Origin of the sequence: Streptomyces sp. NPDC047022 (genome assembly GCF_040644155.1) — a bacterium.
GTDB lineage: Bacteria > Actinomycetota > Actinomycetes > Streptomycetales > Streptomycetaceae > Streptomyces.
Genome location: NZ_JBEYVV010000025.1, coordinates 1 through 25,304 on the forward strand (window position 1 = coordinate 1; position 25,304 = coordinate 25,304).

A 25,304-nucleotide genomic window follows, 5' to 3' on the forward strand; every position below is an offset into this window, starting at 1 on the left:
CCACCCCCCAGGTCATCCGTTCGACAGGGGGGAACAGTCATGCCGGGCCCGGAGGCCAGCGGCCCTCTTGCAGGACCGCGCAAAACATAACGGGGGGGGGCTTTTGCGCAGTTCCCCGCGCCCCTGTCCGCGCAGTTCCCCTCGCCCCTGGCCGCGTACCTGGCCGCGCAGTTCGCGTGCCTGTGTTGGTTGCCTCGTGGGATATGGGTGGTGATGTCGTGCGGCAGGTGTGTTCGGGGTCAGCCCTGGGTTCCCAGTACGCCTCGTAGGTCCTTCGGCAGCAGGTCGGAGCATGACTGCTTCGCCGAGGTCGTCAGGGCGTCGTTGAGGCAGGTGTAGTAGTCGCGGTAGACGAGCTGTGCCGTGAAGGTGGCCGCCACCATCGCCAGTGCCAGGGCAGCCGTGACCAGACCGCTGATGGCGGCCGAGGTCTGCGGGCGTCCCGCGCCGCTCGCCGGACGGGGTGCGTCCGGACCGGACTGGCGGGGCTTGGCGCGCAGGGCGCTCACGCCCCAGTACAGCGCAAGCGCGCCCAGCAGCAGAGCGACGTACGGCCAGCTGAAGAGGGCGAAGAAAAAGGCCCACATACCGGCGAGCAGCGCATAGCGCGCCCGGCGCTGGGCCGGGTCCGTGGGGTCCCAGCGCAGGCCCGGGCCGGGGCGCTGTCCCTCGGGACCGCCCTGTCCCCCCGGTCCACCGGGGCCGTTGTTCCTGGGGCGTTCGCCGAAGGGGCCGCCCGAGGACGGGCCGGGCTGCCGGTCGCTCCACTGACTGCCCCAGGGAGAGTGCTCCCCGTTCCCGGAGCCCTCCTGTCCCTGTCCCTGTCCCTGTGCGGGACGCCGAGGCTGCCAGGGCCGGTCCGGAGTCCCCTCCGGCGGTGGCGCGAAGGGGTTGTCGTCCTTCGGGGCCTCCTGGCCCTGCCCGCCGCTCGTGGAGTCACCGTTCGTGGAACCACCGCCCGCGGAGCCGCCCCCGCTCGTGGGTGCTCCCTCGCTCTCGCGCGACGGCGGCGAAGAGTGCCGCTCGCGCAGCAGCAGCGGAGGGAGTCGGAGACTGCGGTCCGGCATCAGGTGTGCGTCTTCCCCTTGGTCGTACTGGCGGGTGGCCTGGCCACGGAGCCCACCGCGAGGCGGCCGTGCCTCGGACAGTGTGCCTGTCCTGGATCAACGTCTCGCGCGGGTATGGCGTTCCCCTCGCCCGTTCCCCTGATCCCCGGGTGGCTCCTCCACAGACGCTACCTCCCGGCCACGCCCCCGTCCCGTGGGGGTCTTCTTGTGTGCCGGTATCGTTGCTGACGGTCGTCCGCTTCGTAGACTTCCCCGTATCCGGGGCTGCGAAGCATTCGTGCGATCACACGAACGCTCCCCCCGGGCGTCCGCATGGACCGCCTGAACCGCATAACGCTTTCCCGAGAAAGGGCCCCGCCGTGGCCGAGTCAGTGGCCGAGACCGTCACCGAGTCCGCGGCCAAGCGCCTCGTCGTCCTGGTCTCCGGGTCGGGCACCAATCTGCAGGCGCTCCTCGACGCCATCGCCGAGACCGGCGCCGCCTACGGGGCCCGGGTCGTGGCCGTAGGCGCCGACCGCGACGGCATCGAGGGCCTCGCCCGTGCCGAGCGTGCCGGACTGCCCTCATTCGTCTGCCGGGTCAAGGACTACGACGGCCGTGAGGCGTGGGACGCGGCCCTCACCGAGGCCGTCGCCGCCTACGAGCCGGACCTCGTCGTCTCCGCCGGGTTCATGAAGATCGTGGGCAAGGAGTTCCTCGCGCGGTTCGGCGGGCGGCTCGTGAACACCCACCCGGCTCTGCTCCCGAGTTTTCCCGGAGCCCATGGTGTGCGCGACGCTCTCGCGTACGGAGCCAAGGTCACCGGTTGCACCGTCCACTTCGTCGACGACGGCGTCGACACCGGACCGATCATCGCCCAGGGCGTGGTCGAGGTCCGGGACGAGGACGACGAGAGCGCTCTGCACGAGCGCATCAAGGAAGTCGAGCGAAGGCTGCTCGTCGAGGTCGTGGGGCGGATCGCCCGCAACGGCTATCGCATTGAGGGACGAAAGGTAGTAATCCTGTGACCGCCGAGAGCACCAAGCGGCCCATCCGGCGCGCGCTCGTCAGCGTCTACGACAAGACGGGGCTCGAAGAGCTGGCCCGTGGGCTGAACGAGGCGGGCGTCGAGCTCGTCTCCACCGGGTCCACCGCATCGAGGATCGCCGCAGCGGGCGTCCCCGTCACCAAGGTCGAGGAGCTGACCGGCTTCCCCGAGTGCCTGGACGGCCGGGTGAAGACCCTGCACCCCAAGGTCCACGCGGGCATCCTCGCCGACCTCCGCCTCGACAGCCACCGGCAGCAGCTCGACGAGCTGGGCGTGGCACCGTTCGACCTCGTCGTCGTGAACCTCTACCCCTTCCGGGAGACCGTCGCGTCCGGCGCCTCGCCCGACGAGTGCGTGGAGCAGATCGATATCGGCGGCCCCTCGATGGTGCGCGCGGCGGCCAAGAACCACCCCTCCGTCGCCGTGGTCACGAGCCCGGAGCGGTACGCCGACGTGCTCGCGGCGATCCGCGGCGGCGGCTTCGACCTCTCCGCACGCAAGCGCCTCGCCGCCGAGGCCTTCCAGCACACCGCCTCCTACGATGTCGCGGTCGCCTCCTGGTTCGCGTCCTCGTACGCCCCCGCCGACGAGACGTCGGGCGGCTTCCCGGACTTCCTGGGCGCCACCTACCAGCGTAAGAACACCCTCCGCTACGGCGAGAACCCTCACCAGCCGGCCGCCCTCTACGTCGACGGCAGCGGCGGCGGCCTCGCCGAGGCCGAGCAGCTGCACGGCAAGGAGATGTCGTACAACAACTACACGGACACGGACGCCGCGCGCCGTGCCGCGTACGACCACGACGAGCCGTGCGTCGCGATCATCAAGCACGCCAACCCCTGCGGCATCGCGATCGGCGCGGACGTCGCCGAGGCGCACCGCAAGGCGCACGCGTGCGACCCGCTGTCCGCGTTCGGCGGGGTCATCGCCGTCAACCGGCCGGTGAGCAAGGAGATGGCCGAGCAGGTCGCCGAGATCTTCACCGAGGTCATCGTCGCGCCGGAGTACGAGGAGGGCGCGCTGGAGCTCCTCGCCAAGAAGAAGAACATCCGCGTCCTCAAGGCTCCTGACGGGCCGTCTCAGCCCGCCGAGATCAAGCAGATCGACGGAGGGGCGCTTCTCCAGGCCACCGACCGCCTCCAGGCCGAGGGCGACGACACCGCCCACTGGACCCTGGCGGCGGGGGAGGCGCTCGGCTCCGAGGAGCTGCGGGAGCTCGCCTTCGCCTGGCGGGCCTGCCGCGCCGTCAAGTCCAACGCCATCCTGCTCGCCAAGGACGGCGCCTCGGTCGGCGTCGGCATGGGCCAGGTCAACCGCGTGGACTCCTGCAAGCTGGCCGTCGAGCGGGCGGGCGAGGAGCGGGCACGGGGCTCGTACGCCGCCTCGGACGCCTTCTTCCCCTTCCCCGACGGCCCGGAGATCCTGATCGCCGCGGGCGTCAGGGCCATCGTCCAGCCTGGCGGTTCGATCCGTGACGAGCTGGTCGTCGAGGCCGCGCAGAAGGCGGGTGTGACCATGTACTTCACGGGCACGCGCCACTTCTTCCACTGAGCACGCAGGACCCGCGGCAATACGACGAGGCCGTGTCCCCCTCACGTGGGGGACACGGCCTCGTCGTCTGCGTGGCGCGGATGCCGTCGTGGCGTCCGTCAGTAGGCAGGCTGCCGCGGGCGGTTGAACCACGCGGCGCCGTTGGAGTTGCCGACGAAGACGGCGATCAGGATGGCGAGCACGGTGTGCAGCAGGCCGATGATGACGAAGGGGAAGATGCCGAGGATCGCGGTGATGATCCCGAAGACCAGGGTCGTCACCCTGAGGCCGTTTCCGCCCGTGCTGAACTTGACCGCCAGCACGATCGCGAACACCGCCCAGGCCGCGGCGAACACCACGATCGCCCAGAGCAGGCCGCTGGAGGCGCTGCCGAACCGCGTGAAGGCCGAGTCGTCCTTCTTGGTGGCGACGGCGGCGAAGGAGTACAGGGCCACACCGATGATCTGCAGGCCGACGATGACCCACAGCAGCACACGGGCCGTGCTGACCGTGCTGGGCATCGTCGTCAGGAAGGGCTGCTCGCCGTAGCCGCCCTGGGGCATCGGTGGCGCCTGCGGATAGCCGTAGCCCGGCTGCTGGCCCTGGGGCGCGCCATAGGGGTTGTTCGGGTCGCCGAAACTCATGAGGGGCCTTCCTCCGTCTGCCTCAAGTGCGGGGACGAGCGCGGCAGGTACGGAGGAGGGCATCACGGACACGGTCCGTCCCCCCGGATACTGCACGCGGTACCGTGGCCTCATCGTTCTAAAGGTTTCGTAACTTTGTCCAGTGACTATTCACAGGTGTTGTACAAGTGCAACATCACCGACCACGGGCCGGGGCGGGCCGGAACGCCGGGTGGCGTCCGGATTGGAACCCGGGGCGGTTCATCCTGGAGGATGGCATCCATGACCGCCCAGATTCTCGATGGCAAGGCCACCGCAGCCGCGATCAAGTCCGATCTGACCGCCCGCGTGGCGGCGCTCAAGGAGAAGGCCGTCACGCCCGGCCTCGGCACGATCCTGGTCGGGGACGACCCCGGCAGCCACAAGTACGTCGCGGGCAAGCACCGCGACTGCGCCGAGGTCGGCATCGCCTCCATCCAGCGTGAACTGCCCGCGACCGCCACACAGGAGGAGATCGAGGCGGTGGTCCGCGAGCTGAACGAGGACCCCGACTGCACCGGTTACATCGTCCAGCTGCCGCTGCCCAAGGGCATCGACGAGAACCGGATCCTGGAGCTGATGGACCCGGAGAAGGACGCGGACGGCCTGCACCCGATGAACCTCGGCCGCCTGGTCCTCAACGAGCCGGCGCCGCTGCCCTGCACCCCGAACGGCGTACTCACCCTGCTGCGCCGCTACGGCGTGGAGATCAAGGGCGCCGAGGTCGTGGTCGTCGGCCGGGGTGTGACGATCGGGCGCCCGATGCCGCTGCTGCTGACGCGGCGCAGCGAGAACGCCACGGTCACCCAGTGCCACACCGGCACCCGCGATCTCTCCGCCCACCTCAAGCGGGCCGACATCATCGTCGCCGCGGCGGGCTCCGCGCACCTGATCCGCCCCGAGGACGTGAAGCCGGGCGCCGCAGTCCTCGATGTCGGTGTGTCGCGCAGCGCCGAGGGCAAGATCGTCGGCGATGTGCATCCGGGCGTGGCCGAGGTGGCCGGCTGGATCTCCCCGAACCCGGGCGGCGTGGGCCCGATGACCCGTGCCCAGCTGCTCGTCAACGTGGTCGAGGCGGCGGAGCGCGGTGTCGGCTGAGCACAGGCCCGAGAGCGGCCCAGGAAAGCGACGCAAGGCCGACGCCGAGGCCAAGGCCGAGGCAGTCGTGTCGGACGCGGTGAGCGCCCCCGACGCCGACGGCACGCCGAGGCGTACGACCCGCCGGTTCCCCCGCGTGACACGGGACACCGCGCGGCCCGAGGGCGGTGGCAGGGCGGCGTCGGGTGACGCGCCCGCGCCCGCGCGGCAGTGGCCGATCCTCACGGTGCTGGCCCTGGTCGCCCTGGGGCTGCTGCTGACCGCGCTGGACGCGTTCCGCCTGGGCACGATCCTGATCGGCGTCGCGCTTCTGGGCGGCGCCGTCATGCGCTGGGCGCTGCCCGACGTGGGCATGCTCGCCGTGCGCTCCCGATTCACGGACATGCTGACCTACGGAGTCCTGGGCCTGGCCATCGTGCTGCTCGCGATGATGGCCCAGCCGCATCCGTGGCTGGAGATACCGTTCCTCGACGACACGCTGCACTTCACGGTCCGCAGCTGACGTCCGCTTCCGAAGGCGGACGCCACGCGGCGCAGGCGCAGACGGATACGAAGAAGTCGGCAACGAAGAAGTCGGATACGAAGAAGACGGATACGAAGAAGTCGGTTACGACGGCGGGCCGCCCCTTGTCCCAGGGGCGGCCCGCCGTCGTTGTGCGCGGCCCCGGCGACAGCCGTGCACGGCGCTCGCTCGCTGGGGCGTCGAGCCCTGGGCGACCGGCCCCTCCCCCGAGGGGGGCCGGGTACCCCAGGCGGTGGGGCCGTCCGCAACATCGTTCATGTACAGGCCAAGCTATGCAATCTCCAGCAGTTCGCTGTGGCACAGAGGTGACTGATCCGGTACATGGCGGCAGCACTGCCCCAACGCCGGCGGAACACTGGCCGGGGACCGGCCGGTGTGGGACGGTGCAAGCCACCGGGGATGGGGAACGCGGCTCGCACGGGGGAGGGCCTGCGCTGGGGGGAAGAGGGGGAAGCGATGTCCCGCTGGAAGGCATTGCCCGATGAACTCGATCCGCAGGTCAAGGAGTTCGCCCAGCAACTGCGGCGGCTCGTGGACGACAGCGGTCTGAGTCTCTCCGCCGTGGCCGACCGCACGGGGTACAGCAAGGCGTCCTGGGAGCGTTACCTGGGCGGCCGACTGCTCGCGCCGAAGGGCGCTGTCGTCGCCCTGGCGGAGGCGACCGGCACCGGTTCGGCCCGTCTGACCACCCTGTGGGAACTGGCGGAGCACGCCTGGAGGCGCTCCGAGACACGTCACGACCTGGCCCTGGAGGCCATCCGGATGTCCCGGGGCCGCCCGGCGTCCGGGGACTCAGGGGAGCCAGGGCCGGTCCGCGGGTCCGGGGGCCGAGGCGCGACGGCGGCGCCGGGTGCCGCCGTCGCCCCCGCACCGCCACGCGAGGACGGGCCGGGCCCGGGCGGTGCGGCGGGCGGCGGTTCGGACGGCGGGGCGCGCCGCGGGCGGCGCGTGACGATGTTCCTCGCGGGGGTGGCTGGAGCCCTGGTCCTGATTGCGGCGGCCTACTTCCTCACCGGCGGCGGCGACGGCGGGAAGGCGGATGGCGCGCCCAAGCCGTCCGCGACGGCGCCGAGTGCGGTCACCGATCTGCCGCCCGGCGTCAAGTGCGCCGGAGCGAGTTGCACAGGCAGGGATCCGGAGGCAATGGGCTGCGGCGGCACACTGGCGAAGAGCACCACCAGCGCCACCGTGGGCACGGCCCTTGTCGAGGTTCGCTACAGCAAGACGTGTGGCACGGCGTGGGCGCGCGTCACCCGGGCAGTGCGGGGCGACACGGTCGAGGTGTCCGCGAGCGGCGCCGCGCGGCAGACCGGGTCGGTCACGGCGGCCGGGGACACGGACGCGTACACCCCGATGGTGGCCGTCAGGGAAGCGGCCCTGGCGAAGGCATGCGTGACGCTCGTATCGGGCCGGAAGGGGTGTACGAAGTAGGAAGAAGCAGGAAGTGAGTGCGTACAGCGACTGCCGATCGGGTGCAGCGAGGGCGTACGGGCCTCGCGCGCGGTGCCGGCGAAAAGAACCGCCCCACGGCAGGCATGACCTTCGTGATGCGGGGCAGGCGGACGGTACCCCCACGGGAGTCCGGCAGCGCCGGAAGGCATCGGTACGCCTTCCGGCGGGACGCCCCCCCACGGCGGTCGCCTCTCAAGCCCCCCTCTCCCGGGCGGGCGGCCGCCGTGTCGCTCTTTGTCGCTCTTTGTGGGGCGGGCCACACGGACCCGGCCGCCCGCGATACCGGAGGCGCGATAGCCTGACCGCTGGATCTCTCTTGACGCCAAGAGATCGATCATCCATACCCGTGATCGATCATCGCGGCGGGCACTGGCCACAAGCCGGGGCGGGGATCCGTACCCCAGGGGCAGGGACGCCCCACCCGCCAGCTGTCATACGGAGAACGCAATGACCCGCACTCCCGTGAACGTCACCGTCACCGGCGCGGCCGGCCAGATCGGTTACGCCCTGCTCTTCCGCATCGCCTCCGGCCAGCTGCTCGGCGCGGACGTGCCGGTCAAGCTCCGCCTGCTGGAGATCACCCCGGCGCTGAAGGCCGCCGAGGGTACGGCCATGGAGCTGGACGACTGCGCGTTCCCGCTCCTGCAGGGCATCGACATCACGGACGACCCGAACGTGGCCTTCGACGGCACCAACGTGGCCCTCCTCGTGGGCGCCCGCCCGCGCACCAAGGGCATGGAACGCGGTGACCTGCTGGAGGCCAACGGCGGCATCTTCAAGCCGCAGGGCAAGGCCATCAACGACCACGCCGCGGACGACATCAAGGTCCTGGTCGTCGGCAACCCGGCCAACACCAACGCCCTGATCGCCCAGGCCGCCGCCCCGGACGTGCCGGCCGAGCGCTTCACCGCGATGACCCGCCTGGACCACAACCGCGCGCTGACCCAGCTCGCGAAGAAGACGGGCACGACGGTCGCCGACATCAAGCGCCTGACCATCTGGGGCAACCACTCCGCCACCCAGTACCCGGACATCTTCCACGCCACGGTCGCCGGCAAGAACGCCGCCGAGGTCGTGAACGACGAGAAGTGGCTGGCCGACGACTTCATCCCGACCGTCGCCAAGCGCGGCGCCGCGATCATCGAGGCCCGTGGCGCGTCCTCCGCCGCCTCCGCCGCCAACGCCGCGATCGACCACGTGTACACCTGGGTCAACGGCACCGCCGAGGGCAACTGGACCTCCATGGGTATTCCGTCGGACGGCTCCTACGGCGTCCCGGAGGGCCTGATCTCCTCCTTCCCGGTCACCACCAAGGACGGCAAGTACGAGATCGTCCAGGGTCTGGACCTCAACGAGTTCTCCCGCGCCCGTATCGACGCCTCCGTCAAGGAGCTCGAGGAGGAGCGCGACGCGGTCCGCTCGCTCGGCCTCATCTGATCGGCAGATCCTCTGATCGCCGGCGAGTCCGGCTGATCCGGGCAGTGGCCCCGTTCCGGTTCGTTCCGGAACGGGGCCATGTTCGTGCGGTACGGCCCTTCCTGGCGACCGGTCACGAACGTGCCGAGGGCGACAGCGCGCGCTCCGGGCCGGACGGGGCCGCGGTACGGGTCCGGGTACGGCCGCCGTAGCCCGCCACCACCAGCGCGGTGGCCGCCAGGACCACGATGGCCACGGTGCGCAGGGCCGGGCCCATGCCGTGCGGAAGGCCGGGGTGGGCGGCCAGGACCGTACCGGTGACGGCGACGCCCAGGGCCGCGCCGATCTCCCGTGCCGAGGTGCCGAGTCCGGAACCCAGGCCCGTCTGATGGGCCGGGAGCGAGCTGACGACCCCGATCGTGAGCGCGGGCATGCTGAGCCCGGTGCCGAACGAGATGACCAGCAGCCAGCAGGCGTACGACCAGTAGGACGTGCCTGCGGTCGCGGTGGACGCGCCGAGCAGACCGACGCCGATGAGGGCGAGACCGACGCCGATGACACCTCGTGGGCGGCCCGCCCAGCGGGCGGCGAGCTTCTGGGCGAGGGCCATGCCGAGAGGCAGCGGCGCGATCGCTATACCGGTGAGGGCGGCGTTGTAGCCCTTCACCACCTGCAGGTACTGCGAGTTGACGTAGAACAGGGCGAAGAGGCCGAAGAAGCCTGTGGCCATGCCGAGGGTGGCGGAGCGCAGGCGGGACGAGGACAGGACCCGGGGGTCGAACAGCGGGGCGGGCGACCTCAGGGCGTGGACGGTGAACAGCGCGACCAGTACGGCACCCGCCGCGAAGGCACCGAGGATGCGGGGCGAGCCCCATCCGTACACCGGGCCCTCGATGATGCCGAAGAGGACGGCGATCAGCCCGGTCGTGAGCAGAAGGGCGCCGAGCGGGTCGGGGTTGTTGCCCGGGGCGCGGTCGGTGCGCGGGGTGGTGAAGGCCACGGTGATGGCGAGGAGCGCGGCCAGCGGGACCATGACGGCGAACAGTGCGCGCCAGTTCAGGAACTGGCCGACCAGGCCGCCGCCGAGGTTCCCGGCCAGTCCGCCGAGGCCGAGTGCGAGGGTCCAGGAGGCCATGGCCTGTGCCCGGCGCTCCGGGGCGGCCAGATGCATCATGATCGACATGGTCGCGGGCGTGATCAGTGCGGCGCCCGCGCCGGACAGGCCCCGGCCTGCGATCAGGAGCGCCGGGGACGAAGCCAGTGCGCTGGTGGCGGCGCCCGCGGCGAACAGGGCGAGCCCGGTGAGCAGGGCGCCCTTGCGGCCGTAGCGGTCGCCGAGGGCGCCGGCCGGGATGAGGAGTCCGGCGAAGACGATGACATAGGCGTCGACCATCCACAGCATCTCGCTGTGCGAGGGGTGCAGGGACGACGAACCGAGCTGCGGAATCAGCAGGTTGATGGCGGCGACCATGCTCTGGGCGGCCAGGACGCAGGCGCAGAGCGCGAGGAGTGTCGACCGTTTCAGGGCGTGCGAAGGCACGGCTCCTCCTGGGAGTCGGGGAGTTCGGTGTGGTGTGGGGTGCCCTGTCACCGTAGGCTCGGCGCCTACCTGCTTTCCAGTGCAACCTTTGCAAGGGATGAATGCGTGTGACGCAATCCGCCGATCTCGATCTGAATCTGCTGGTCGCCCTGGACGTGCTCCTGGAGGAGCAGAGCGTTCAGGGTGCCGCCCGGCGGCTCCATCTCTCCGAACCGGCCATGAGCCGCACCCTCGGCCGCATCCGCAAGGCGCTCGGCGACCCCGTCCTGGTCCGCGCCGGACGCCGTATGGTGCCGACGCCGCACGCACTGGCCGTGCGCGCGGAGGTGGGTGCGGTCGTGGAGCGGGCCCGCGCCCTGTTCGCACGCGGCCGCGACGCGGACCTGCGGACTGTCAGCCGTACGCTCGCGATCCTGGGGACCGATCTGATCGCCTCCGCATACGGCGCGAGGCTCCTCGCCCGCGCCGCCGAGGAGGCGCCGGGCATCCGGCTCCGCTTCCTGTCCGAGAGCCATGTGGACGCGCCGTTCCTGCGCCAGGGGACCGCCGACCTGGAGATCGGGGTCGTGGACACCACCGCGCCCGAAGTGCATGTGGAGACGCTGCGCGAGGACCGGATGGTGGGCGTCGTGCGGGCCGGTCATCCCCTGCTCGACGGAGAACTCACGGCCGAGCGTTTCGCGCTGGAGGCCGGTCACCTGACCGTCTCGCGCCGGGGCAGGCTGTATGGCCCGGTCGACTCGGCGCTGGGCGAGCTGGGTCTGGAGCGCAAGGTGGTGGCTTCGGTCGGGACCTTCCCGGCCTCGCTCTTCGTCATCCGCGACACCGATCTGGTGGGCCTGATCGCTTCGACGGGGCGGCCGCTGGCGTTGGATCTGGGGCTCGTCACGTTCGAGGTTCCGCTGGCGCTGCCGCCACTGTCGATGGGGATCGCGTGGCATCCACGGCATGACGCCGATCCGGCGCATGCGTGGTTGCGGGGGTGTGTGCGGGATCTGATGACGGGGCGCGCCTAGCTGTGCGGCGCGCGGGAGTCGACGGTTTCGCGCAGTTCCCCGCGCCCCTGATGGAGGTGCGTCGTCGTCTGCGAGCACGTCGTGGCTGGTCGCGCAGTTCCCCGCGCCCCTATAAAGCGCGCTTCGCGCATCGACGGGCCCGCGGACACCCGCCCCGGAAACGCCCCGACAGGGGCACGAGGAACCACGCGAATCCCACGGCGGACCGGCAGGTGGCGACGTGCCGCAACCTACCCGATAGGGGCGCGGGGAACTGCGCAAAACCCTCGGCGGGCCGGCAGGTGGCGACGTGCGGCAACCCACCCGTCAGGGGCGCGGGGAACTGCGCAAAACCCTCGGCGGGCCGGCAGGTGGCGAGCACCGCAACCTACCCGATAGGGGCGCGGGGAACTGCGCAAACCCCACCGTGGACTGGCAGGTGGCGACGTGCCGCAACCCACCCGTCAGGGGCGCGGGGAACTGCGCAATACCCCACGGCGGGCCGCAGGCCGCGGCGCAACCGTCAGGACGCCGGCAGCTTCGGTACCGCCGAGATGTCCACGGTCTGGCTCGCAGGCGGAGCCACCGCCTTCACCGGCTTGTTGTAGTCCGTGAAGGTCAGCGACAGATTCGTGCCCGGCCCCCTCTGCGCCGCGCGGAACAGCCGGTGCGGCTTGCCCACCGTGACGTACAGCGTCGACGTCAGGCCGTTCACCTTGAAGGTGAGGGGGACCACCCGCGTCCGGCCCAGTGTCGTCGCCAGCCCCTCCTTCAGGGACGACGGCGCACTGACCGTGGCCGCCTGCTGCAGCGCGCCCAGGTCGCAGGTGTTGGCGATGCCGCTCAGCATCTGGTCGGACGTGGATCCGTGGATGTACCGGTCCTTGAACTGCCGGCTCGCGGTGACACCTCGTTCACCCGGAAGCTCCGCCTTCCAGAACGTCTGGTCGGGCTTCAGCCAGACCGCGGTGCCCCGCTTGATGATCTCGACGCTGCCCCCGTGCCCGCCCAGGGTCATCGAGCCGACGCAGTTGCCCTGCCGGTCGATCGCGAGGTTCATCGAGGTGGGCAGTCGGCTGTTCGAGGTAACCACCGCGCTCCGGTCCGAGTAGCCCAGCCGCACCGACGTCGCGTCTCGCAGGCTCTGCTGCGCCTGCGCGGCCAGCTTCTGCGGGTCCGGGTTTCCCCCGCCCTGGGCCGACGCCGCACCGCCGAGCCCGGGAGAGAACAGCAGGCCCAGCGCCGCACTGGTCGTCGCCGTGCACGTCGCGATCGTGAAGCCTCGGGTCCGGGACATCCCATCACCTCCATGAGTACGTGATCGACAGCGTACTTTTCACCCTTTTCGACCGCATTTTCAGTGACGCCGCGCACTTTCGGCCAAAGGGCAGGCATGCATCGCCGGTCGGGGGGCAGGTGCACCCGGCCTCTGAGGGTGACACGCGTGTGACACAGGGGCGTCGAACAGGAACGGAAGGCAACACCGATCATGGCCGGACAGCAGGCACGGCAGGCAGAACAGACCATTCATGTGGGCGGGGAATGGCGTACGGCACTCTCCGGGGCGACCCGCGAGATCCTCGACCCGGCGGATGCGTCGACGTTCGCGCTTGTTGCAGAGGGTGACGGCCGCGATGTCGACGCGGCCGTCGAGGCGGCCCGACGCGCCTTCGACGAGGGGCCCTGGCCGCACATGCCCGTCGCCGAGCGTGCCGCGCTGCTGCGCCGCGTCGCCGACCTCCTCGTACGCGATCGCGAAGAGCTCGGCCTGCTGGAGAGCCGCGACGCGGGCAAGACCGTCGAAGAGGGCCGAATAGACATCGACTGTGTCGCCGACGCGTTCCGCTACTTCGCGGATCTTGTCGTCGCCGAGGGCGCCGGGCGGGTCGTGGACGCCGGTTCGGCCGACATCCACAGCGTCGTCGTGCACGAGCCCGTCGGCGTGTGCGCCATGATCACGCCCTGGAACTATCCGCTGCTCCAGGCGAGCTGGAAGATCGCTCCGGCGCTGGCGGCGGGCAACGCCTTCGTCATCAAGCCCAGCGAGATCACCCCGATGACCACCATCGCGCTGATCGACCTGCTCATCGAGGCCGGACTGCCCGCAGGCGTCGCGGGTATCGTCACCGGACCCGGCCACTCGGTCGGCGCCCGTCTCGCCGAGCACCCCGGCGTCGACCTCGTCTCCTTCACCGGCGGACTCGTCAGCGGTACGAAGGTCGCCCAGGCCGCCGCCATCGGAGTGAAGAAGGTCGCCCTCGAACTGGGCGGCAAGAACCCCAACGTCGTCTTCGCCGACGCCTGCGCCACCGAGGAGGGCTTCGACACCGCCGTCGACCAGGCACTCAACGCCGCCTTCATTCACAGCGGCCAGGTCTGCTCGGCGGGCGGCCGGCTCATCATCGAGGAGTCCGTCCGGGACCGATTCGTCACCGAGCTGGCACGTCGCGCCCAGAGGATCCGGCTCGGCCGTGGCACCGAGAAGGGCGTCGAATGCGGCCCTCTGGTCTCCGCCCAGCAGCGCGCCAGGACCGAGGCGTACGTCGCCTCCGCGCTCTCCGAGGGCGCGGTGCTGCGCTGCGGCGGCAAGCGCCCCGAACCCGACGCGACCAGGCCCGAGAGCGGCTACTTCTATGAGCCGACCGTCCTGGACCAGTGCCACCGCGAGATGAAGGTCGTACGGGAGGAGGTCTTCGGTCCGGTCCTGACCGTGGAGACCTTCCGCACCGAGGACGAGGCGGTCGCCCTGGCCAACGACACCGAGTACGGCCTCGCCGGCGCCGTATGGACCGCCGACCAGGGCCGCGCCCGCCGCGTCGCGGGCCGGCTGCGCCACGGCACCGTCTGGATCAACGACTTCCACCCCTACCTGCCGCAGGCGGAGTGGGGCGGCTTCGGCAAGAGCGGCGTCGGCCGCGAACTGGGCCCCGCGGGCCTGGCCGAGTACCGCGAGGCCAAGCACGTCTACCAGAACCTCGCACCGAGCCCGGTCCGCTGGTTCGCGGGCTGACCCGGCCCGCGTACCCGTCCCCCCACCCCGTCCCCACCTCACCCCCCGCACTTCTACGCGCAGCACCTTCGTAGATCCCCGAGGAGCAGCACTTACATGCCCGAGCAGCACACCTACGACTATGTCGTCATCGGCGGCGGCACGGCGGGCTCCGTCATCGCCTCCCGCCTCACCGAGAACCCCGATGTCACCGTCGCCGTCATCGAGGGAGGCCCGAGCGACGTCGGCCGCGACGACGTCCTCACCCTGCGCCGCTGGATGGGCCTGCTCGGCGGCGACCTCGACTACGACTACCCGACCACCGAGCAGCCGCGCGGCAACTCCCACATCCGGCACAGCCGCGCCCGGGTGCTCGGCGGATGCTCCTCGCACAACACGCTGATCTCCTTCAAGCCCCTGCCGTCCGACTGGGACGAGTGGGAGGCGGCCGGGGCCGACGGCTGGGGCGCCGTCCCGATGGAGGCGTACTACGCCCGGCTCCTCAACAACGTCGTCTCGGTCGACGAGAAGGACCGCAACGCCATCGCCCGCGACTTCGTGGACGCGGCCGGGACCGCGCTCGGTGTTCCGCGCGTCGAGGGCTTCAACAAGAAGCCGTTCACCGAGGGCGTCGGCTTCTTCGACCTCGCCTACCACCCCGAGAACAACAAGCGCTCCAGCGCGTCGGTGGCGTATCTGCACCCGGTGATGGACCAGCGCCCGAACCTGACGATCCTCCTGGAGACCTGGGCCTACCGGCTGGAGCTCGACGGCACCCGGGCACGCGGCGTGCATGTACGCACCAAGGACGGCGAGGAGATCCTCGTACAGGCGCGCCACGAGGTCGTGCTGTGCGCGGGCGCCGTCGACTCGCCGCGCCTGCTCATGCACTCCGGCATCGGTCCGAAGGACGACCTGGAGAAGCTCGGCATCCCTGTCGTGCACCACCTGCCGGGCGTCGGCGAGAACCTGCTCGACCACCCCGAGTCGGTGATCGCGTGGGAGACCGACGGCCCGATCCCGGAGAACTCCGCGATGGACAGCGACGCCGGTCTCTTCGTGCGCCGCGACCCGGACCACGCGGGCCCGGACCTGATGTTCCACTTCTACCAGGTCCCGTTCACCGACAACCCGGAGCGCCTCGGCTACGAGCGGCCGGAACACGGGGTCTCGATGACCCCGAACATCCCCAAGCCCAGGAGCCGCGGCCGTCTCTACCTGACCAGCGCGGACCCGGAGGTCAAGCCCGCGCTGGACTTCCGGTACTTCACCGACGAGGACGACTACGACGGCCGCACCCTGGTCGACGGCATCAAGATCGCCCGTGAGATCGCGAAGACCGAGCCGCTGGCGCACTGGCTGAAGCGCGAGGTGTGCCCCGGCCCGGACATCACGGGCGACGAGGAACTGAGCGAGTACGCACGCAAGGTCGCACACACCGTCTACCACCCGGCGGGCACCTGCAAGATGGGCGCCGAGACCGATGACCTCGCCGTTGTGGACCCGCAGTTGCGCATCCGTGGTCTGGAGGGCATACGCATCGCCGACGCGTCGGTCTTCCCGACCATGCCCGCAGTGAACCCGATGATCGGTGTGCTCATGGTCGGGGAGAAAGCCGTCGAACTGATCGGAGGTGCCGCGTGATGAGCGCCGGTACGAGCACCAGCACGACCACCAGCACCAGCACCAGCACCACTACGGATACGAGCACTCCGGTCTTCTCCGTCGAGAACCTGTGGAAGGTCTTCGGCTCCAAGGCCGACCGCGTCCCGGCCGATGCCGAACTCGGCGCGCTCGACCCCACCGAACTGCGCGAACGCACCGGCTGTACGGCCGCCGTGCGCGATGTGGGCTTCGACGTCCGCAAGGGCGAAGTGTTCGTCGTCATGGGTCTGTCCGGCTCCGGCAAGTCCACGCTCGTGCGCTGTCTGACCCGGCTCATCGAGCCGACCGCGGGCACGATCGCCTTCCACGGCGAGGACGTACGCGCCATGGACCGCTCCAGGCTGCGCGAACTGCGCCGCCACCGCGCCGCGATGGTCTTCCAGCACTTCGGCCTGCTGCCGCACCGCACGGTCCTCGACAACGTGGCCTACGGCCTCGAGGTCCAGGGCGTGGGCAAGAGCGAACGGCGCGCACGGGCCGCCGAGTTCGTCACCAAGGTGGGCCTGGAGGGCATGGAGCAGCGCCGGCCCTCCCAGCTGTCGGGCGGTCAGCAGCAGCGTGTCGGGCTCGCCCGCGCACTCGCCGTGGACCCCGAGGTGCTGCTGTTCGACGAGCCGTTCAGCGCGCTCGACCCGCTGATCCGGCGCGATATGCAGGAGGAGGTGGTCCGGCTGCACCGCGAGGAGGGACGCACGATGGTCTTCATCACGCACGACCTGAGCGAGGCCCTCAAGCTGGGCGACCGCATCGCGCTCATGCGCGACGGCCGGATCGTGCAGCTCGGCACCCCCGAGGAGATCGTGGGCTCCCCGGCCGACGACTACGTCCGCGACTTCGTCCGTGACGTCCCGCGCGAGCAGGTCATCACCGTGCGCTCGGCCATGCGCCCCGCGACCGCCGAGGAAGCGGCCGCGGGCCCCGCGGTCTCCCCGGACGCGACCGTCGCGGAGGCGATCGAGGCCGTGGCCCGCACCGGCTGTGCGGCCCGGGTCATGGACGACGGCCGCTGCCTGGGTGTCGTCGACCACGAACGGCTGCTCGGCGTAGTGGCCGGAACGGCCCACGGCAAGGAGCGGGCCGGGGCGAACGGCAAGGAGAACGGCAAGGAGGCCGCGTAATGGCGACCGTCACCGCGAATCCGCCCCGTATCGGCCTGCCCGGCCTCCTCAGGCACCGCGCCGTCGGCAAGCTCGTACTGCTCGCCGTCGTCGCGGCGGTCCTCGTACCGCTCGCCAACGCCCACTGGGCGAGCGGCAGCTGGCCGGCCGCGCTCACCGTCGACCTGTCCAAGCCGCTCACCAGCGCCAGTAACTGGATCATCGACAACCGGGACAGCCACCCCCTGTTCCTCTACTTCTTCGGCTACATCAGCAACGCCATCGTGCTGTCCGTGCGCGCCGTCTACCTCGTCCTGCTCGCCGCGGGCTGGGCGGGCGTCACGGCCGCCGCGGGCCTGCTGGCCTGGCGTGTCGCGGGAGTGCGGCTGGCGCTCGGCACGGCGGTCGCGTTCCTCGCCTGCGGTCTGCTCGGCATGTGGGTCCCCACCATGCAGACGCTGGCCGTGATGGTCGTCGCGGTGCTCTCCTCCGTCGTGCTCGGCGCGCTGCTCGGGCTCGCGGCGGGCCTGTCGGACCGCGTCTACCGTGCCCTGCGCCCCGTACTCGACACCATGCAGGTGCTCCCGGCGTTCGCGTACCTCCTGCCGGTCGTCCTCGTCTTCGGCATCGGCGTGCCGGCGGCGGTGCTCGCCACCGTCGTCTACGCCGCCCCGCCGATGGCCCGGCTCACCGCGCTGGGCCTGCGCGGCGCCGACAGGGAGGTCCTGGAAGCCGTCGAGTCGCTCGGCACCACGGCGCGCCAGCGTCTGCTCACCGCCCGGCTGCCGCTCGCCCGCAAGGAACTGCTCCTCGGGCTCAACCAGACGATCATGATGGCGCTGTCCATGGCGGTCATCGCCTCCGTGATCGGCGCGGGCGGCCTCGGTGACCGCGTCTACCAGGCGCTCGCCTCCGTGGACGTGGGCGCCGCGCTCACCGCCGGCATCCCGATCGTGCTGCTCGCCATCGTCCTGGACCGCGTCACCGGCGCGGCGGGCGCGGGCGAGGGCCTGGAGCGTCCCGGCGGACGCATGGGCTGGGTGTACGTCGCCGTCGCGGCGGTCGCCGTCGCCGTGGCCGGACGCCTCGCCGGGCGGCAGGACTGGCCGCGGTCGTGGACCGTGCACTTCGCCGAACCGGTGAACCGCGCCGTCGACTGGATGACCGCCCACCTGTACTCCGGAGTTCCGGTCGTGGGCGGCACCGCCGACTGGGCGGCCCACTTCACGACCTGGGTCCTGGACCCCCTGCGCTCCGGGCTGCAGTGGCTGCCCTGGTGGTCGGTCCTGCTCATCGTCGCCGCGCTGGCCTGGGTGATCGGCACCTGGCGCACGGCGCTCACCGCCGTCCTCGCCATGGCCGCGACCGGTGTGCTCGGAGTGTGGAAGCCGTCCCTGGACACGCTGTCCCAGGTGCTCGCGGCTGTCGCCGTCACCCTGGTCCTCGGCGTCGCGACCGGTATCGCCGCCGCGCGCAGCGACCGGTTCGAACGGCTGCTGCGTCCCGTCCTGGACGTCTTCCAGACGATGCCGCAGTTCGTCTATCTGATCCCGGTCGTCGCGCTGTTCGGCGTCGGCCGCGCACCCGCCGCCGTGGCGGCGATCGTGTACGCGCTGCCGGCCGTGGTCCGCATCACCACGCAGGGCCTGCGCCAGGTCGACCCGGCCGCGCTGGAGTCGGCGCGCTCCCTCGGGGCGTCGAGCGCCCAGCAGTTGCGCCAGGTCCAGCTCCCGCTGGCCCGCCCGGCGCTGCTGCTCGCCGTCAACCAGGGCGTCGTCCTGGTCCTCGCCGTCGTCATCATCGGCGGCCTGGTCGGTGGTGGCGCGCTCGGTTACAACGTCGTCTTCGGCCTAGCCCAGGGCGACCTCGCGACCGGTCTGGTGGCGGGCGCGGCGATCGTCTGCCTCGGCCTGATGCTGGACCGGGTGACTCAGCCGACCGAGCGACGCGCGAAGAAGGGAGCCTGACATGCCTCGTATACGTACGAAGATCGTGGCCGCGCTGGCCGCCGTGGTGGGCCTGAGCCTGACGACCGGCTGCGGCGCGGCGGACATGACCAAGCAGAGCTCGCCCTTCGCGGGTGCCCAGGGTGCGAAGACCGTGACCCTGTCCGTGCAGTCGTGGGTGGGCGCCCAGTCGAACGTGGCCGTGGCCCAGTACATCCTCGAGCACGAGCTGGGCTATCGCGTCGACACCGTCCAGGTCGACGAGATCCCCGCCTGGGACGCGCTCAGCCAGGGCCGGGTCGACGCGATCCTGGAGGACTGGGGCCACCCCGACCAGGAGAAGCGGTACGTCGAGGACAAGAAGACGATCGCGGGGGCGGGTGACCTCGGGGTCACCGGGCACATCGGATGGTTCGTCCCGACGTACCTGGCCAAGCAGCACCCGGACATCACGGACTGGCACAACCTCAACAAGTACTCGAGCCTCTTCCGCACCGCCGAGAGCGGCGGCAAGGGCCAGCTGATGGACGGTTCGCCGTCGTATGTCACCAATGACAAGGCGCTGGTCGACAACCTGAAGCTCGACTACCAGGTGGTCTTCGCGGGTTCCGAGGCGGCGCAGATCACGCAGATGAAGCAGTTCGCGAAGGAGAAGAAGCCCTTCCTCACTTACTGGTACTCACCGCAGTGGCTGTTCAAGAGGATCCCGATGACCGAGGTGAAGCTGCCGGCCTACAAGGAGGGCTGCGACGCTGACACGGCGAAGATCACCTGCGCGTATCCGAACACGCCGCTGCAGAAGTACCTCAACGCGGGCTTCGCGCAGCACGGCGGCAAGGCGGCCCGGTTCCTGAAGAGGTTCAAGTGGACCACCGAGGACCAGAACGAGGTCTCGCTGATGATCGCCGACCAGAAGATGTCCCCCGAGGACGCCGCGAAGAAGTGGGTGGACAGCCACCGCTCCACCTGGAAGGAGTGGCTGTCCTGACCTTGGCGGCCCCTCAGGGACGACTGCCCTGATCCACCGGCAGCAGCGGCGCGGCGATCTCCGCGAGCGCGGACATCGCCCGCCGCTGCAGGCCCGGTCCGAACGTGATGCGCGTGGCCCCGAGTTCACCGAGTCCGGTGGGCGAGGGGCCCGCGCCCGGCTGGGCGAGCACATTGAGCGGTCCCCTGATCCCGGACCTCAGCAGTGGCAGTACGCCGACCGGGGCGAGGATCGGATAGACACAGTCGGCGCCCGCCGCGACGTAGAGCGCGGCCCGTTCGATGGCCCGGAGCGGGTCGCCGACACCGCGGACGAACGTGTCGACGCGCGCGTTCAGGAACAGCCGGCCACCGGCCGCCGCCCTCACCTCGGCGAGCCAGTCGGCGTGCTCGTACGGGTCCTTGAGGACACCCCCGTGCGAGTCCTCGAGATTGCAGCCCACCGCCCCCGTCTCCAGCAGCCGCTCCGCCAGCTCCTTGGGCGCGAGTCCGTATCCGCCCTCCAAGTCAGCCGACACCGGTACGTCGACGGCCCGGACGATCCGCGCGACAGCCGCGAACATCTCGTCGGCGGGGGTCCCCCCGTCCTCGTACCCGAGGCAGGCGGCGATGCCCGCGCTGGGCGTCGCGAGGGCCGGGAACCCCGCGTCCTCCAAGGCCCGGGCGCTGGCCGCGTCCCACGGTCCGGGCAGGACGAGCGGCTCACCGGGCAGGCGGCCGTGATGGAGGGCACGGAACGTGTCGTATCCGCCGGGTCCGGTCAACGGTGCTGCCCGGGCTCGTAGTGCCCCGGCGTCATCCGGGTGGTCACCCCGAACCGGTTCCACGCGTTGATCACCGTGATCGCGGCGATCAGCCGCGTCAGCTCGGCCTCCTCGAAGTGCTTGGCCGCCCGCTCGTACACCTCGTCGGGCACGAAGCCGTCCGTGAGCACGGTCACCGCCTCGGTCAGCGCCAGCGCCGCGAGCTCCTTCCCCGTGTAGAAGTGCTTCGACTCCTCCCACGCGCTGAGCTGCACGATCCGCTCCATGCTCTCGCCCGCCGCGAGCGCGTCCTTGGTGTGCATGTCCAGACAGAACGCGCAGTGGTTGATCTGGGAGGTGCGGATCTTCACCAGCTCCAGGAGCTTGGGGTCGAGACCCTGCCGGGCCGCCGCGTCGAGGCGGACCATCGCCTTGTAGACCTCGGGCGCGTACTGGGTCCACTGCAGGCGGGCGGGCTCTTCGGGGGCGTATGTGACGTCCGTGCCGCTGTTGTCAACGCTGGTCGTGTTCGTTGCCATGTCTTCGACCCTACGAAGCGGGCAGCCCAGGAGTATGGTCCATTTCCATGGCGGATTCTTGGGCCACTTTGGGAGTCGATCTCCATGTCGAGCCGACCGGACCCGGCCTGCGCAGGGGACTGACGAACGCGCTGCGCGAGGCGGTGCGCAGCGGCCGGCTGGCCGCCGGCACACGACTGCCCTCCTCCCGGGCGCTCGCCGCCGACCTGAGCATCGCCCGCAACACGGTCGCCGACGCGTACGCCGACCTGGTCGCCGAGGGCTGGCTCACCGCGCGCCAGGGCTCGGGCACCCGGGTGGCCGAGCGCGCCGCGTCCGCGCCGCGCGCCGAACCCGCGGCGGCCCGGCCGCGGGAGCGCAGGCCCGCCGTCCACCGGCTGGAGCCCGGCAGCCCCGACCTGGCCTCCTTCCCGCGCGCCGAGTGGCTCAAGGCGGCCCGCCGCGCCCTGACGGCGGCCCCGAACGACGCACTCGGCTACGGCGACCCGCGCGGCAGGACCGAGCTGCGCACCGCCCTCGCCGAGTACCTGTCCCGGGCGCGCGGTGTGCGCGCCGACCCCGACCGGATCGTGGTGTGCGCCGGGTTCGCGCAGGGCCTGAGGATCCTGGGCGCGCTGCTGCGGGCCCGTGGGGTGCGCACGATCGCCGTGGAGGCCTACGGGCTCGAGGCGTACTGGAACGTGCTCTCGGCGGCCGGACTGCGCACCGTCCCCCTGCCGTTCGACGAACGGGGCACCGGCATCGAGGAGTTGTCCGGCGCGGGCGCCGTACTGCTCACCCCCGCCCACCAGTTCCCGATGGGCGTGCCGCTGCACCCCGACCGGCGGGCTGCCGTCGTGGAGTGGGCGCGGCGCACCGGCGGGCTGGTCCTCGAGGACGACTACGACGGAGAGTTCCGCTACGACCGCCAGATGGTCGGGGCGCTGCAGGGACTCGACCCCGGCCATGTGGTCTACCTGGGCACCGCCAGCAAGTCCCTCGCCCCGGGGCTGCGCCTGGGCTGGATGGTGCTCCCGCCGCAGCTGGTGGAGGAGGTCGCCGGCCTGAAGGGCGCGGTCGACTCCTGCGGAGCGCTGGACCAGCTGACGCTGGCGGAGTTCCTCACATCGGGCGCGTACGACCGTCACGTACGCGCCGCCCGGCTGCGCTACCGGCGCCGCCGCGACGCCCTGGTGAGGGCCGTTGCGGAACGCGCCCCCGATGTCCGCGTCACGGGGATCGCGGCGGGACTGCACGCGGTGCTGCGGCTGCCGCCCGGAACCGAGCGGACCGTGGTGCAGGCGGCGGCATGGGAGGGCCTGGCCCTGCACGGTCTGGAGCGCCACCGCCACCCGGACGCGACCGCCGGCCCGCTGGACGCGCTGGTAGTGGGGTACGCGACGCCGCCGGACCACGCGTGGGCGGGAGCGCTGCAGGCGCTGTGCAGGGTGCTGCCGTGAGTGTTCCTCCGGCAGTGCTTCACCAGCCCTCCGGCCGTCTCCGGATTTCACCGGCTTTCTCCGGCCTTCCGGCGGCTGACGGCCGGCCCCGCTCACCCCTCCTCGGCGACCGGCGCCTCCCCGAACCGCGCCAGCGCCAGCGCCCCCGCGACCGCCACCGCGAAGCCCAGCACCGCCAGCCAGGCCAGACCCTCGCGGGTGCGGTCGCCCAGCCACACGACCCCGATCGCAGCTGGCCCCACCGTCTCGCCGACGACCAGGCCCGCCGTCGCCACCGTCACCGAGCCCCGCTCCAGCGCCGTGGTCAGCAGCAGGAACGCCGCGCCGCCGCCCAGCAGCAGTGCGTACGTCGCCGGGTTGGTGAGCAGCGAGACGGGCGCCAGCGAGTCGATCAGCCGAACCGTCACCTCGACCACGCCGAACCCGAACCCGGCACCGAGGCCCAGCAGCAGCGACCGCCCCCGCGCGGGCAGCCGTCCTGAGGTGAGCCCGAGCAGCAGCACCGCCACCGCCGTGCCCAGCATCGCGTACTTCAGCCCGGTGGACCCGGCCCGGTCTCCCTCCGCGCCGGACGCCAGGCCGAGCATCGCGAGCCCCGCGCACACCACGGCGACGGCGGCCCACTCGCTCCCGGTCAGCCGTACCCGCAGCAGTCTGGCCGCCACCACCGCCGTCACCGCGAGGCTGGCCGCGAGCGCCGCCCCCACCACGTAGATCGGCAGGGACCGCAGCGCCGCGATCTGGAGCAGGAACCCGACCCCGTCCAGCGCGAGCCCCGCCAGATACCGCCACTGCCGCAGGGCTCGCAGCAGCAGCGCCGCTTCCCCGCCTCCGCCCCCGCCCGCCGCGCGTGCCGCGACCGCCTGCAACACCGTCGCCGTACCGAAACAGACCGCCGCGCCGAGCGCGCACACCATGCCGAAGAACACGAAGTGACTGTAGGGGACCGTGGGAAGGGCGGGGCGGGCTCGAACGCCAGAGTGACGCTCTCTAGTGTGTCGTCCAGGAAAATCCTCACCACGATCTATCCGAAGTCTCACTCACGGGGGAACGCGAACATGGCGGACACGCACCGCACGATGCGCTCGGGCACGGTCGTCCTCGGCGGTATGGGGCTGCTCGCGGCAGCCCTCACCTCCTGCTCCTCGGCGCCGGACAAGCGCTGCGTCGACTCCGACAGCTACAGGCTCGGCCAGGGCTACAGGGTCATCGCCGACAAGAACTGCACATCATCGACGACGGGCACCCACAGCAGCTGGTACTACGGCGGCAACAAGAAGAGCGGCTGGGTCGACGGCGGAACCTTCACCAAGCCCGGGCGCGGGTCCGGCGGTTCGTCCGGCAGCCACAGCGGGGTGAAGCGGGGCGGCTTCGGCGGCCACCACGGTTCGAGCGGCGGCTGAGCACTCGTGGAACGCCGCACCATCGAGCCTCGCCCCGGCTGGCAGCAGACGGTCGAGGCACAGGGCCTCATCTACCCGCTCACCCGCCACCCGGACGACTCGCTGCGCCCCTACTGGGACGAGAGCGCCTACTACGTCTTCTCGCTCCCCGAGGTGGAGGCCCTGGAGGAGACCGTCGAGGAACTGCACGGCATGTGCCTGGCCGCGGCCGGACACATCGTTGCCGCGAACCGTTTCGCGGACCTCGGCATCAGGGACCCGCGCGTAGCCCGGGCGGGCGCGGAGGCATGGCACCGCCGCGCCGAACTCCCCTCCGTCTACGGCCGTTTCGACCTGCGCTACGACGGAACGGGCCCCGCGAAGCTGCTGGAGTACAACGCCGACACGCCCACGTCACTGGTCGAGGCCGCCAGCCCGCAGTGGTTCTGGATGCAGGACCGTTTCCCGGGCGCCGACCAGTGGAACTCCCTGCACGAACGCCTGGTCGCCGCCTGGAAGAAGCAGGCCGCCCTCCTCCCGCCCGGCAGCCCGCTCCACTTCGCGCACTCGTCCGACGACGAGCTGGGCGAGGACCTGATGACGGTCGCGTATCTCAAGGAGACCGCCGAACAGGCGGGGATCGACACCGACTGGATCTCCATGGAGGAGATCGGCTGGGACCCGTTGTCGGGCCGGTTCGTGGACAACCGGCTCCGCTTCATCCGCAGCTGCTTCAAGCTCTACCCGTGGGAGTGGCTCACCACGGACGACTTCGGCCCGCACGTCCTGGCCACCCTCGACAACGGCGGCGGCACGGGCAGCACCCTGTGGATCGAGCCCGCCTGGAAGATGCTGCTCAGCAACAAGGCGCTCCTGGCGATCCTGTGGGAGCTGTACCCGGACCACCCGAACCTGCTCCCCGCCTACCTCGACGGCCCCCACGAACTGGCCCGCACCACGGGCTACGTCACCAAGCCCCTGCTCGGCCGCGAGGGCGAGGGCGTGACGATCCACAGTCCGGGCACGACGGCCGACCCCGACGAACCCGTCTGCTACCAGCAACTGGCCCCGCTGCCGTCCTTCGACGACAACCACGTGGTCCTCGGCGCCTGGGTGGTCGAGAACGAGTCGGCGGGCCTCGGCATCCGTGAGTCGTCGGGCCTGGTGACGGACGAGTACGCGCGGTTCGTACCCCACGTGATCCTTTAGA

22 protein-coding genes are annotated in these 25,304 nt (G+C 71.2%); 15 read left to right on the forward strand and 7 right to left on the reverse strand.

The window, feature by feature from the left end; genetic code table 11:
* Nucleotides 1–239: 239 nt before the first annotated feature.
* Nucleotides 240–1,067: a hypothetical protein gene (locus ABZ845_RS23045; protein ID WP_360982590.1), complete on the reverse strand. Its 828-nt coding sequence runs from the start codon at nucleotides 1,065–1,067 to the stop codon at nucleotides 240–242.
* 359 nt (nucleotides 1,068–1,426) lie between these two features.
* Here ABZ845_RS23045 and purN point away from each other — a divergent pair, with 359 nt between their 5' ends.
* Nucleotides 1,427–2,074: a phosphoribosylglycinamide formyltransferase gene (gene purN / locus ABZ845_RS23050; protein WP_360982592.1), complete on the forward strand. Its 648-nt coding sequence runs from the start codon at nucleotides 1,427–1,429 to the stop codon at nucleotides 2,072–2,074.
* The gene (gene purH, locus ABZ845_RS23055; RefSeq protein WP_360982594.1) at nucleotides 2,071–3,642 is read left to right on the forward strand and encodes a bifunctional phosphoribosylaminoimidazolecarboxamide formyltransferase/IMP cyclohydrolase; all 1,572 of its coding nucleotides are present in this window, start codon (nucleotides 2,071–2,073) and stop codon (nucleotides 3,640–3,642) included. Before purN ends, purH begins: the two co-directional genes overlap by 4 nt.
* A 98-nt stretch (nucleotides 3,643–3,740) precedes the next feature.
* Here purH and ABZ845_RS23060 read toward each other — a convergent pair whose 3' ends face one another.
* On the reverse strand, nucleotides 3,741–4,265 hold the full coding sequence (locus ABZ845_RS23060) for a hypothetical protein (RefSeq protein WP_360982596.1): 525 nt from the start codon (nucleotides 4,263–4,265) through the stop codon (nucleotides 3,741–3,743).
* Between the two features lie 261 nt (nucleotides 4,266–4,526).
* Here ABZ845_RS23060 and ABZ845_RS23065 point away from each other — a divergent pair, with 261 nt between their 5' ends.
* The 4 genes from ABZ845_RS23065 to ABZ845_RS23080 all read left to right on the forward strand — a co-directional run bounded on the left by ABZ845_RS23065 (nucleotide 4,527) and on the right by ABZ845_RS23080 (nucleotide 8,793).
* Nucleotides 4,527–5,381, forward strand: a complete 855-nt coding sequence (locus ABZ845_RS23065) for a bifunctional methylenetetrahydrofolate dehydrogenase/methenyltetrahydrofolate cyclohydrolase (protein ID WP_360982598.1) — start codon at nucleotides 4,527–4,529, stop codon at nucleotides 5,379–5,381.
* 67 nt (nucleotides 5,382–5,448) lie between these two features.
* Nucleotides 5,449–5,883 (forward strand): DUF3017 domain-containing protein, encoded by a 435-nt coding sequence (locus ABZ845_RS23070; RefSeq protein WP_360982757.1) that lies wholly within the window; start codon nucleotides 5,449–5,451, stop codon nucleotides 5,881–5,883.
* Between the two features lie 477 nt (nucleotides 5,884–6,360).
* Nucleotides 6,361–7,335 carry a DUF2690 domain-containing protein gene (locus ABZ845_RS23075; RefSeq protein WP_360982600.1) on the forward strand — a complete coding sequence of 325 codons (975 nt, stop codon included), beginning with the start codon at nucleotides 6,361–6,363 and terminating at the stop codon, nucleotides 7,333–7,335.
* A gap of 468 nt (nucleotides 7,336–7,803) precedes the next feature.
* Nucleotides 7,804–8,793, forward strand: a complete 990-nt coding sequence (locus ABZ845_RS23080) for a malate dehydrogenase (protein ID WP_360982602.1) — start codon at nucleotides 7,804–7,806, stop codon at nucleotides 8,791–8,793.
* A 112-nt stretch (nucleotides 8,794–8,905) separates the two neighbouring features.
* Here ABZ845_RS23080 and ABZ845_RS23085 read toward each other — a convergent pair whose 3' ends face one another.
* Nucleotides 8,906–10,312, reverse strand: coding sequence for an MFS transporter (locus tag ABZ845_RS23085; protein ID WP_360982604.1), 1,407 nt, complete (start codon nucleotides 10,310–10,312; stop codon nucleotides 8,906–8,908).
* A 101-nt stretch (nucleotides 10,313–10,413) separates the two neighbouring features.
* Between ABZ845_RS23085 and ABZ845_RS23090 the strand changes: the two genes are divergently transcribed.
* Nucleotides 10,414–11,328 carry a LysR family transcriptional regulator gene (locus tag ABZ845_RS23090; RefSeq protein ID WP_360982606.1) on the forward strand — a complete coding sequence of 305 codons (915 nt, stop codon included), beginning with the start codon at nucleotides 10,414–10,416 and terminating at the stop codon, nucleotides 11,326–11,328.
* 502 nt (nucleotides 11,329–11,830) lie between these two features.
* Here ABZ845_RS23090 and ABZ845_RS23095 read toward each other — a convergent pair.
* The gene (locus ABZ845_RS23095; RefSeq protein WP_360982608.1) at nucleotides 11,831–12,604 is read right to left on the reverse strand and encodes a hypothetical protein; all 774 of its coding nucleotides are present in this window, start codon (nucleotides 12,602–12,604) and stop codon (nucleotides 11,831–11,833) included.
* Nucleotides 12,605–12,796: 192 nt separating this feature from the next.
* Here ABZ845_RS23095 and ABZ845_RS23100 point away from each other — a divergent pair, with 192 nt between their 5' ends.
* The 5 genes from ABZ845_RS23100 (at nucleotide 12,797) to ABZ845_RS23120 (ending at nucleotide 19,992) form a co-directional block, all read left to right on the forward strand.
* Entirely contained in the window at nucleotides 12,797–14,317 is a 1,521-nt protein-coding gene (locus ABZ845_RS23100; protein WP_360982610.1) for an aldehyde dehydrogenase family protein, read from the forward strand.
* Between the two features lie 96 nt (nucleotides 14,318–14,413).
* Nucleotides 14,414–15,940, forward strand: a complete 1,527-nt coding sequence (locus ABZ845_RS23105; RefSeq protein ID WP_360982612.1) for a GMC oxidoreductase — start codon at nucleotides 14,414–14,416, stop codon at nucleotides 15,938–15,940.
* Nucleotides 15,940–17,079, forward strand: coding sequence for a glycine betaine/L-proline ABC transporter ATP-binding protein (locus ABZ845_RS23110; protein ID WP_360982614.1), 1,140 nt, complete (start codon nucleotides 15,940–15,942; stop codon nucleotides 17,077–17,079). Before ABZ845_RS23105 ends, ABZ845_RS23110 begins: the two co-directional genes overlap by 1 nt.
* Nucleotides 17,079–19,025: an ABC transporter permease subunit gene (locus tag ABZ845_RS23115; RefSeq protein WP_360982616.1), complete on the forward strand. Its 1,947-nt coding sequence runs from the start codon at nucleotides 17,079–17,081 to the stop codon at nucleotides 19,023–19,025. The genes ABZ845_RS23110 and ABZ845_RS23115 overlap by 1 nt, the downstream gene beginning before the upstream one ends.
* Before the next feature lies 1 nt (nucleotide 19,026).
* Complete coding sequence (locus tag ABZ845_RS23120) at nucleotides 19,027–19,992, forward strand: ABC transporter substrate-binding protein (RefSeq protein ID WP_360982618.1); 966 nt, start codon at nucleotides 19,027–19,029, stop codon at nucleotides 19,990–19,992.
* 13 nt (nucleotides 19,993–20,005) lie between these two features.
* Here the strand turns inward: ABZ845_RS23120 and ABZ845_RS23125 are convergent, their stop codons facing one another.
* Complete coding sequence (locus ABZ845_RS23125) at nucleotides 20,006–20,755, reverse strand: isocitrate lyase/phosphoenolpyruvate mutase family protein (RefSeq protein ID WP_360982620.1); 750 nt, start codon at nucleotides 20,753–20,755, stop codon at nucleotides 20,006–20,008.
* Nucleotides 20,752–21,273, reverse strand: coding sequence for a carboxymuconolactone decarboxylase family protein (locus tag ABZ845_RS23130; protein ID WP_360982622.1), 522 nt, complete (start codon nucleotides 21,271–21,273; stop codon nucleotides 20,752–20,754). Before ABZ845_RS23130 ends, ABZ845_RS23125 begins: the two co-directional genes overlap by 4 nt.
* 47 nt (nucleotides 21,274–21,320) lie before the next feature.
* Between ABZ845_RS23130 and ABZ845_RS23135 the strand changes: the two genes are divergently transcribed.
* Nucleotides 21,321–22,712, forward strand: coding sequence for a PLP-dependent aminotransferase family protein (locus tag ABZ845_RS23135; RefSeq protein ID WP_360982624.1), 1,392 nt, complete (start codon nucleotides 21,321–21,323; stop codon nucleotides 22,710–22,712).
* A 92-nt stretch (nucleotides 22,713–22,804) separates the two neighbouring features.
* On the opposite strand, the gene ABZ845_RS23140 is transcribed toward ABZ845_RS23135, so the two are convergent.
* Nucleotides 22,805–23,629 carry a hypothetical protein gene (locus ABZ845_RS23140; RefSeq protein ID WP_360982759.1) on the reverse strand — a complete coding sequence of 275 codons (825 nt, stop codon included), beginning with the start codon at nucleotides 23,627–23,629 and terminating at the stop codon, nucleotides 22,805–22,807.
* 141 nt (nucleotides 23,630–23,770) lie between these two features.
* Here ABZ845_RS23140 and ABZ845_RS23145 point away from each other — a divergent pair, with 141 nt between their 5' ends.
* Together ABZ845_RS23145 and ABZ845_RS23150 are read left to right on the forward strand one after the other, a co-directional pair.
* Nucleotides 23,771–24,115 (forward strand): hypothetical protein, encoded by a 345-nt coding sequence (locus ABZ845_RS23145; protein ID WP_360982626.1) that lies wholly within the window; start codon nucleotides 23,771–23,773, stop codon nucleotides 24,113–24,115.
* A gap of 6 nt (nucleotides 24,116–24,121) precedes the next feature.
* Nucleotides 24,122–25,303, forward strand: coding sequence for a glutathionylspermidine synthase family protein (locus tag ABZ845_RS23150; RefSeq protein ID WP_360982628.1), 1,182 nt, complete (start codon nucleotides 24,122–24,124; stop codon nucleotides 25,301–25,303).
* The last annotated feature ends 1 nt before the right edge of the window (nucleotide 25,304 follow it).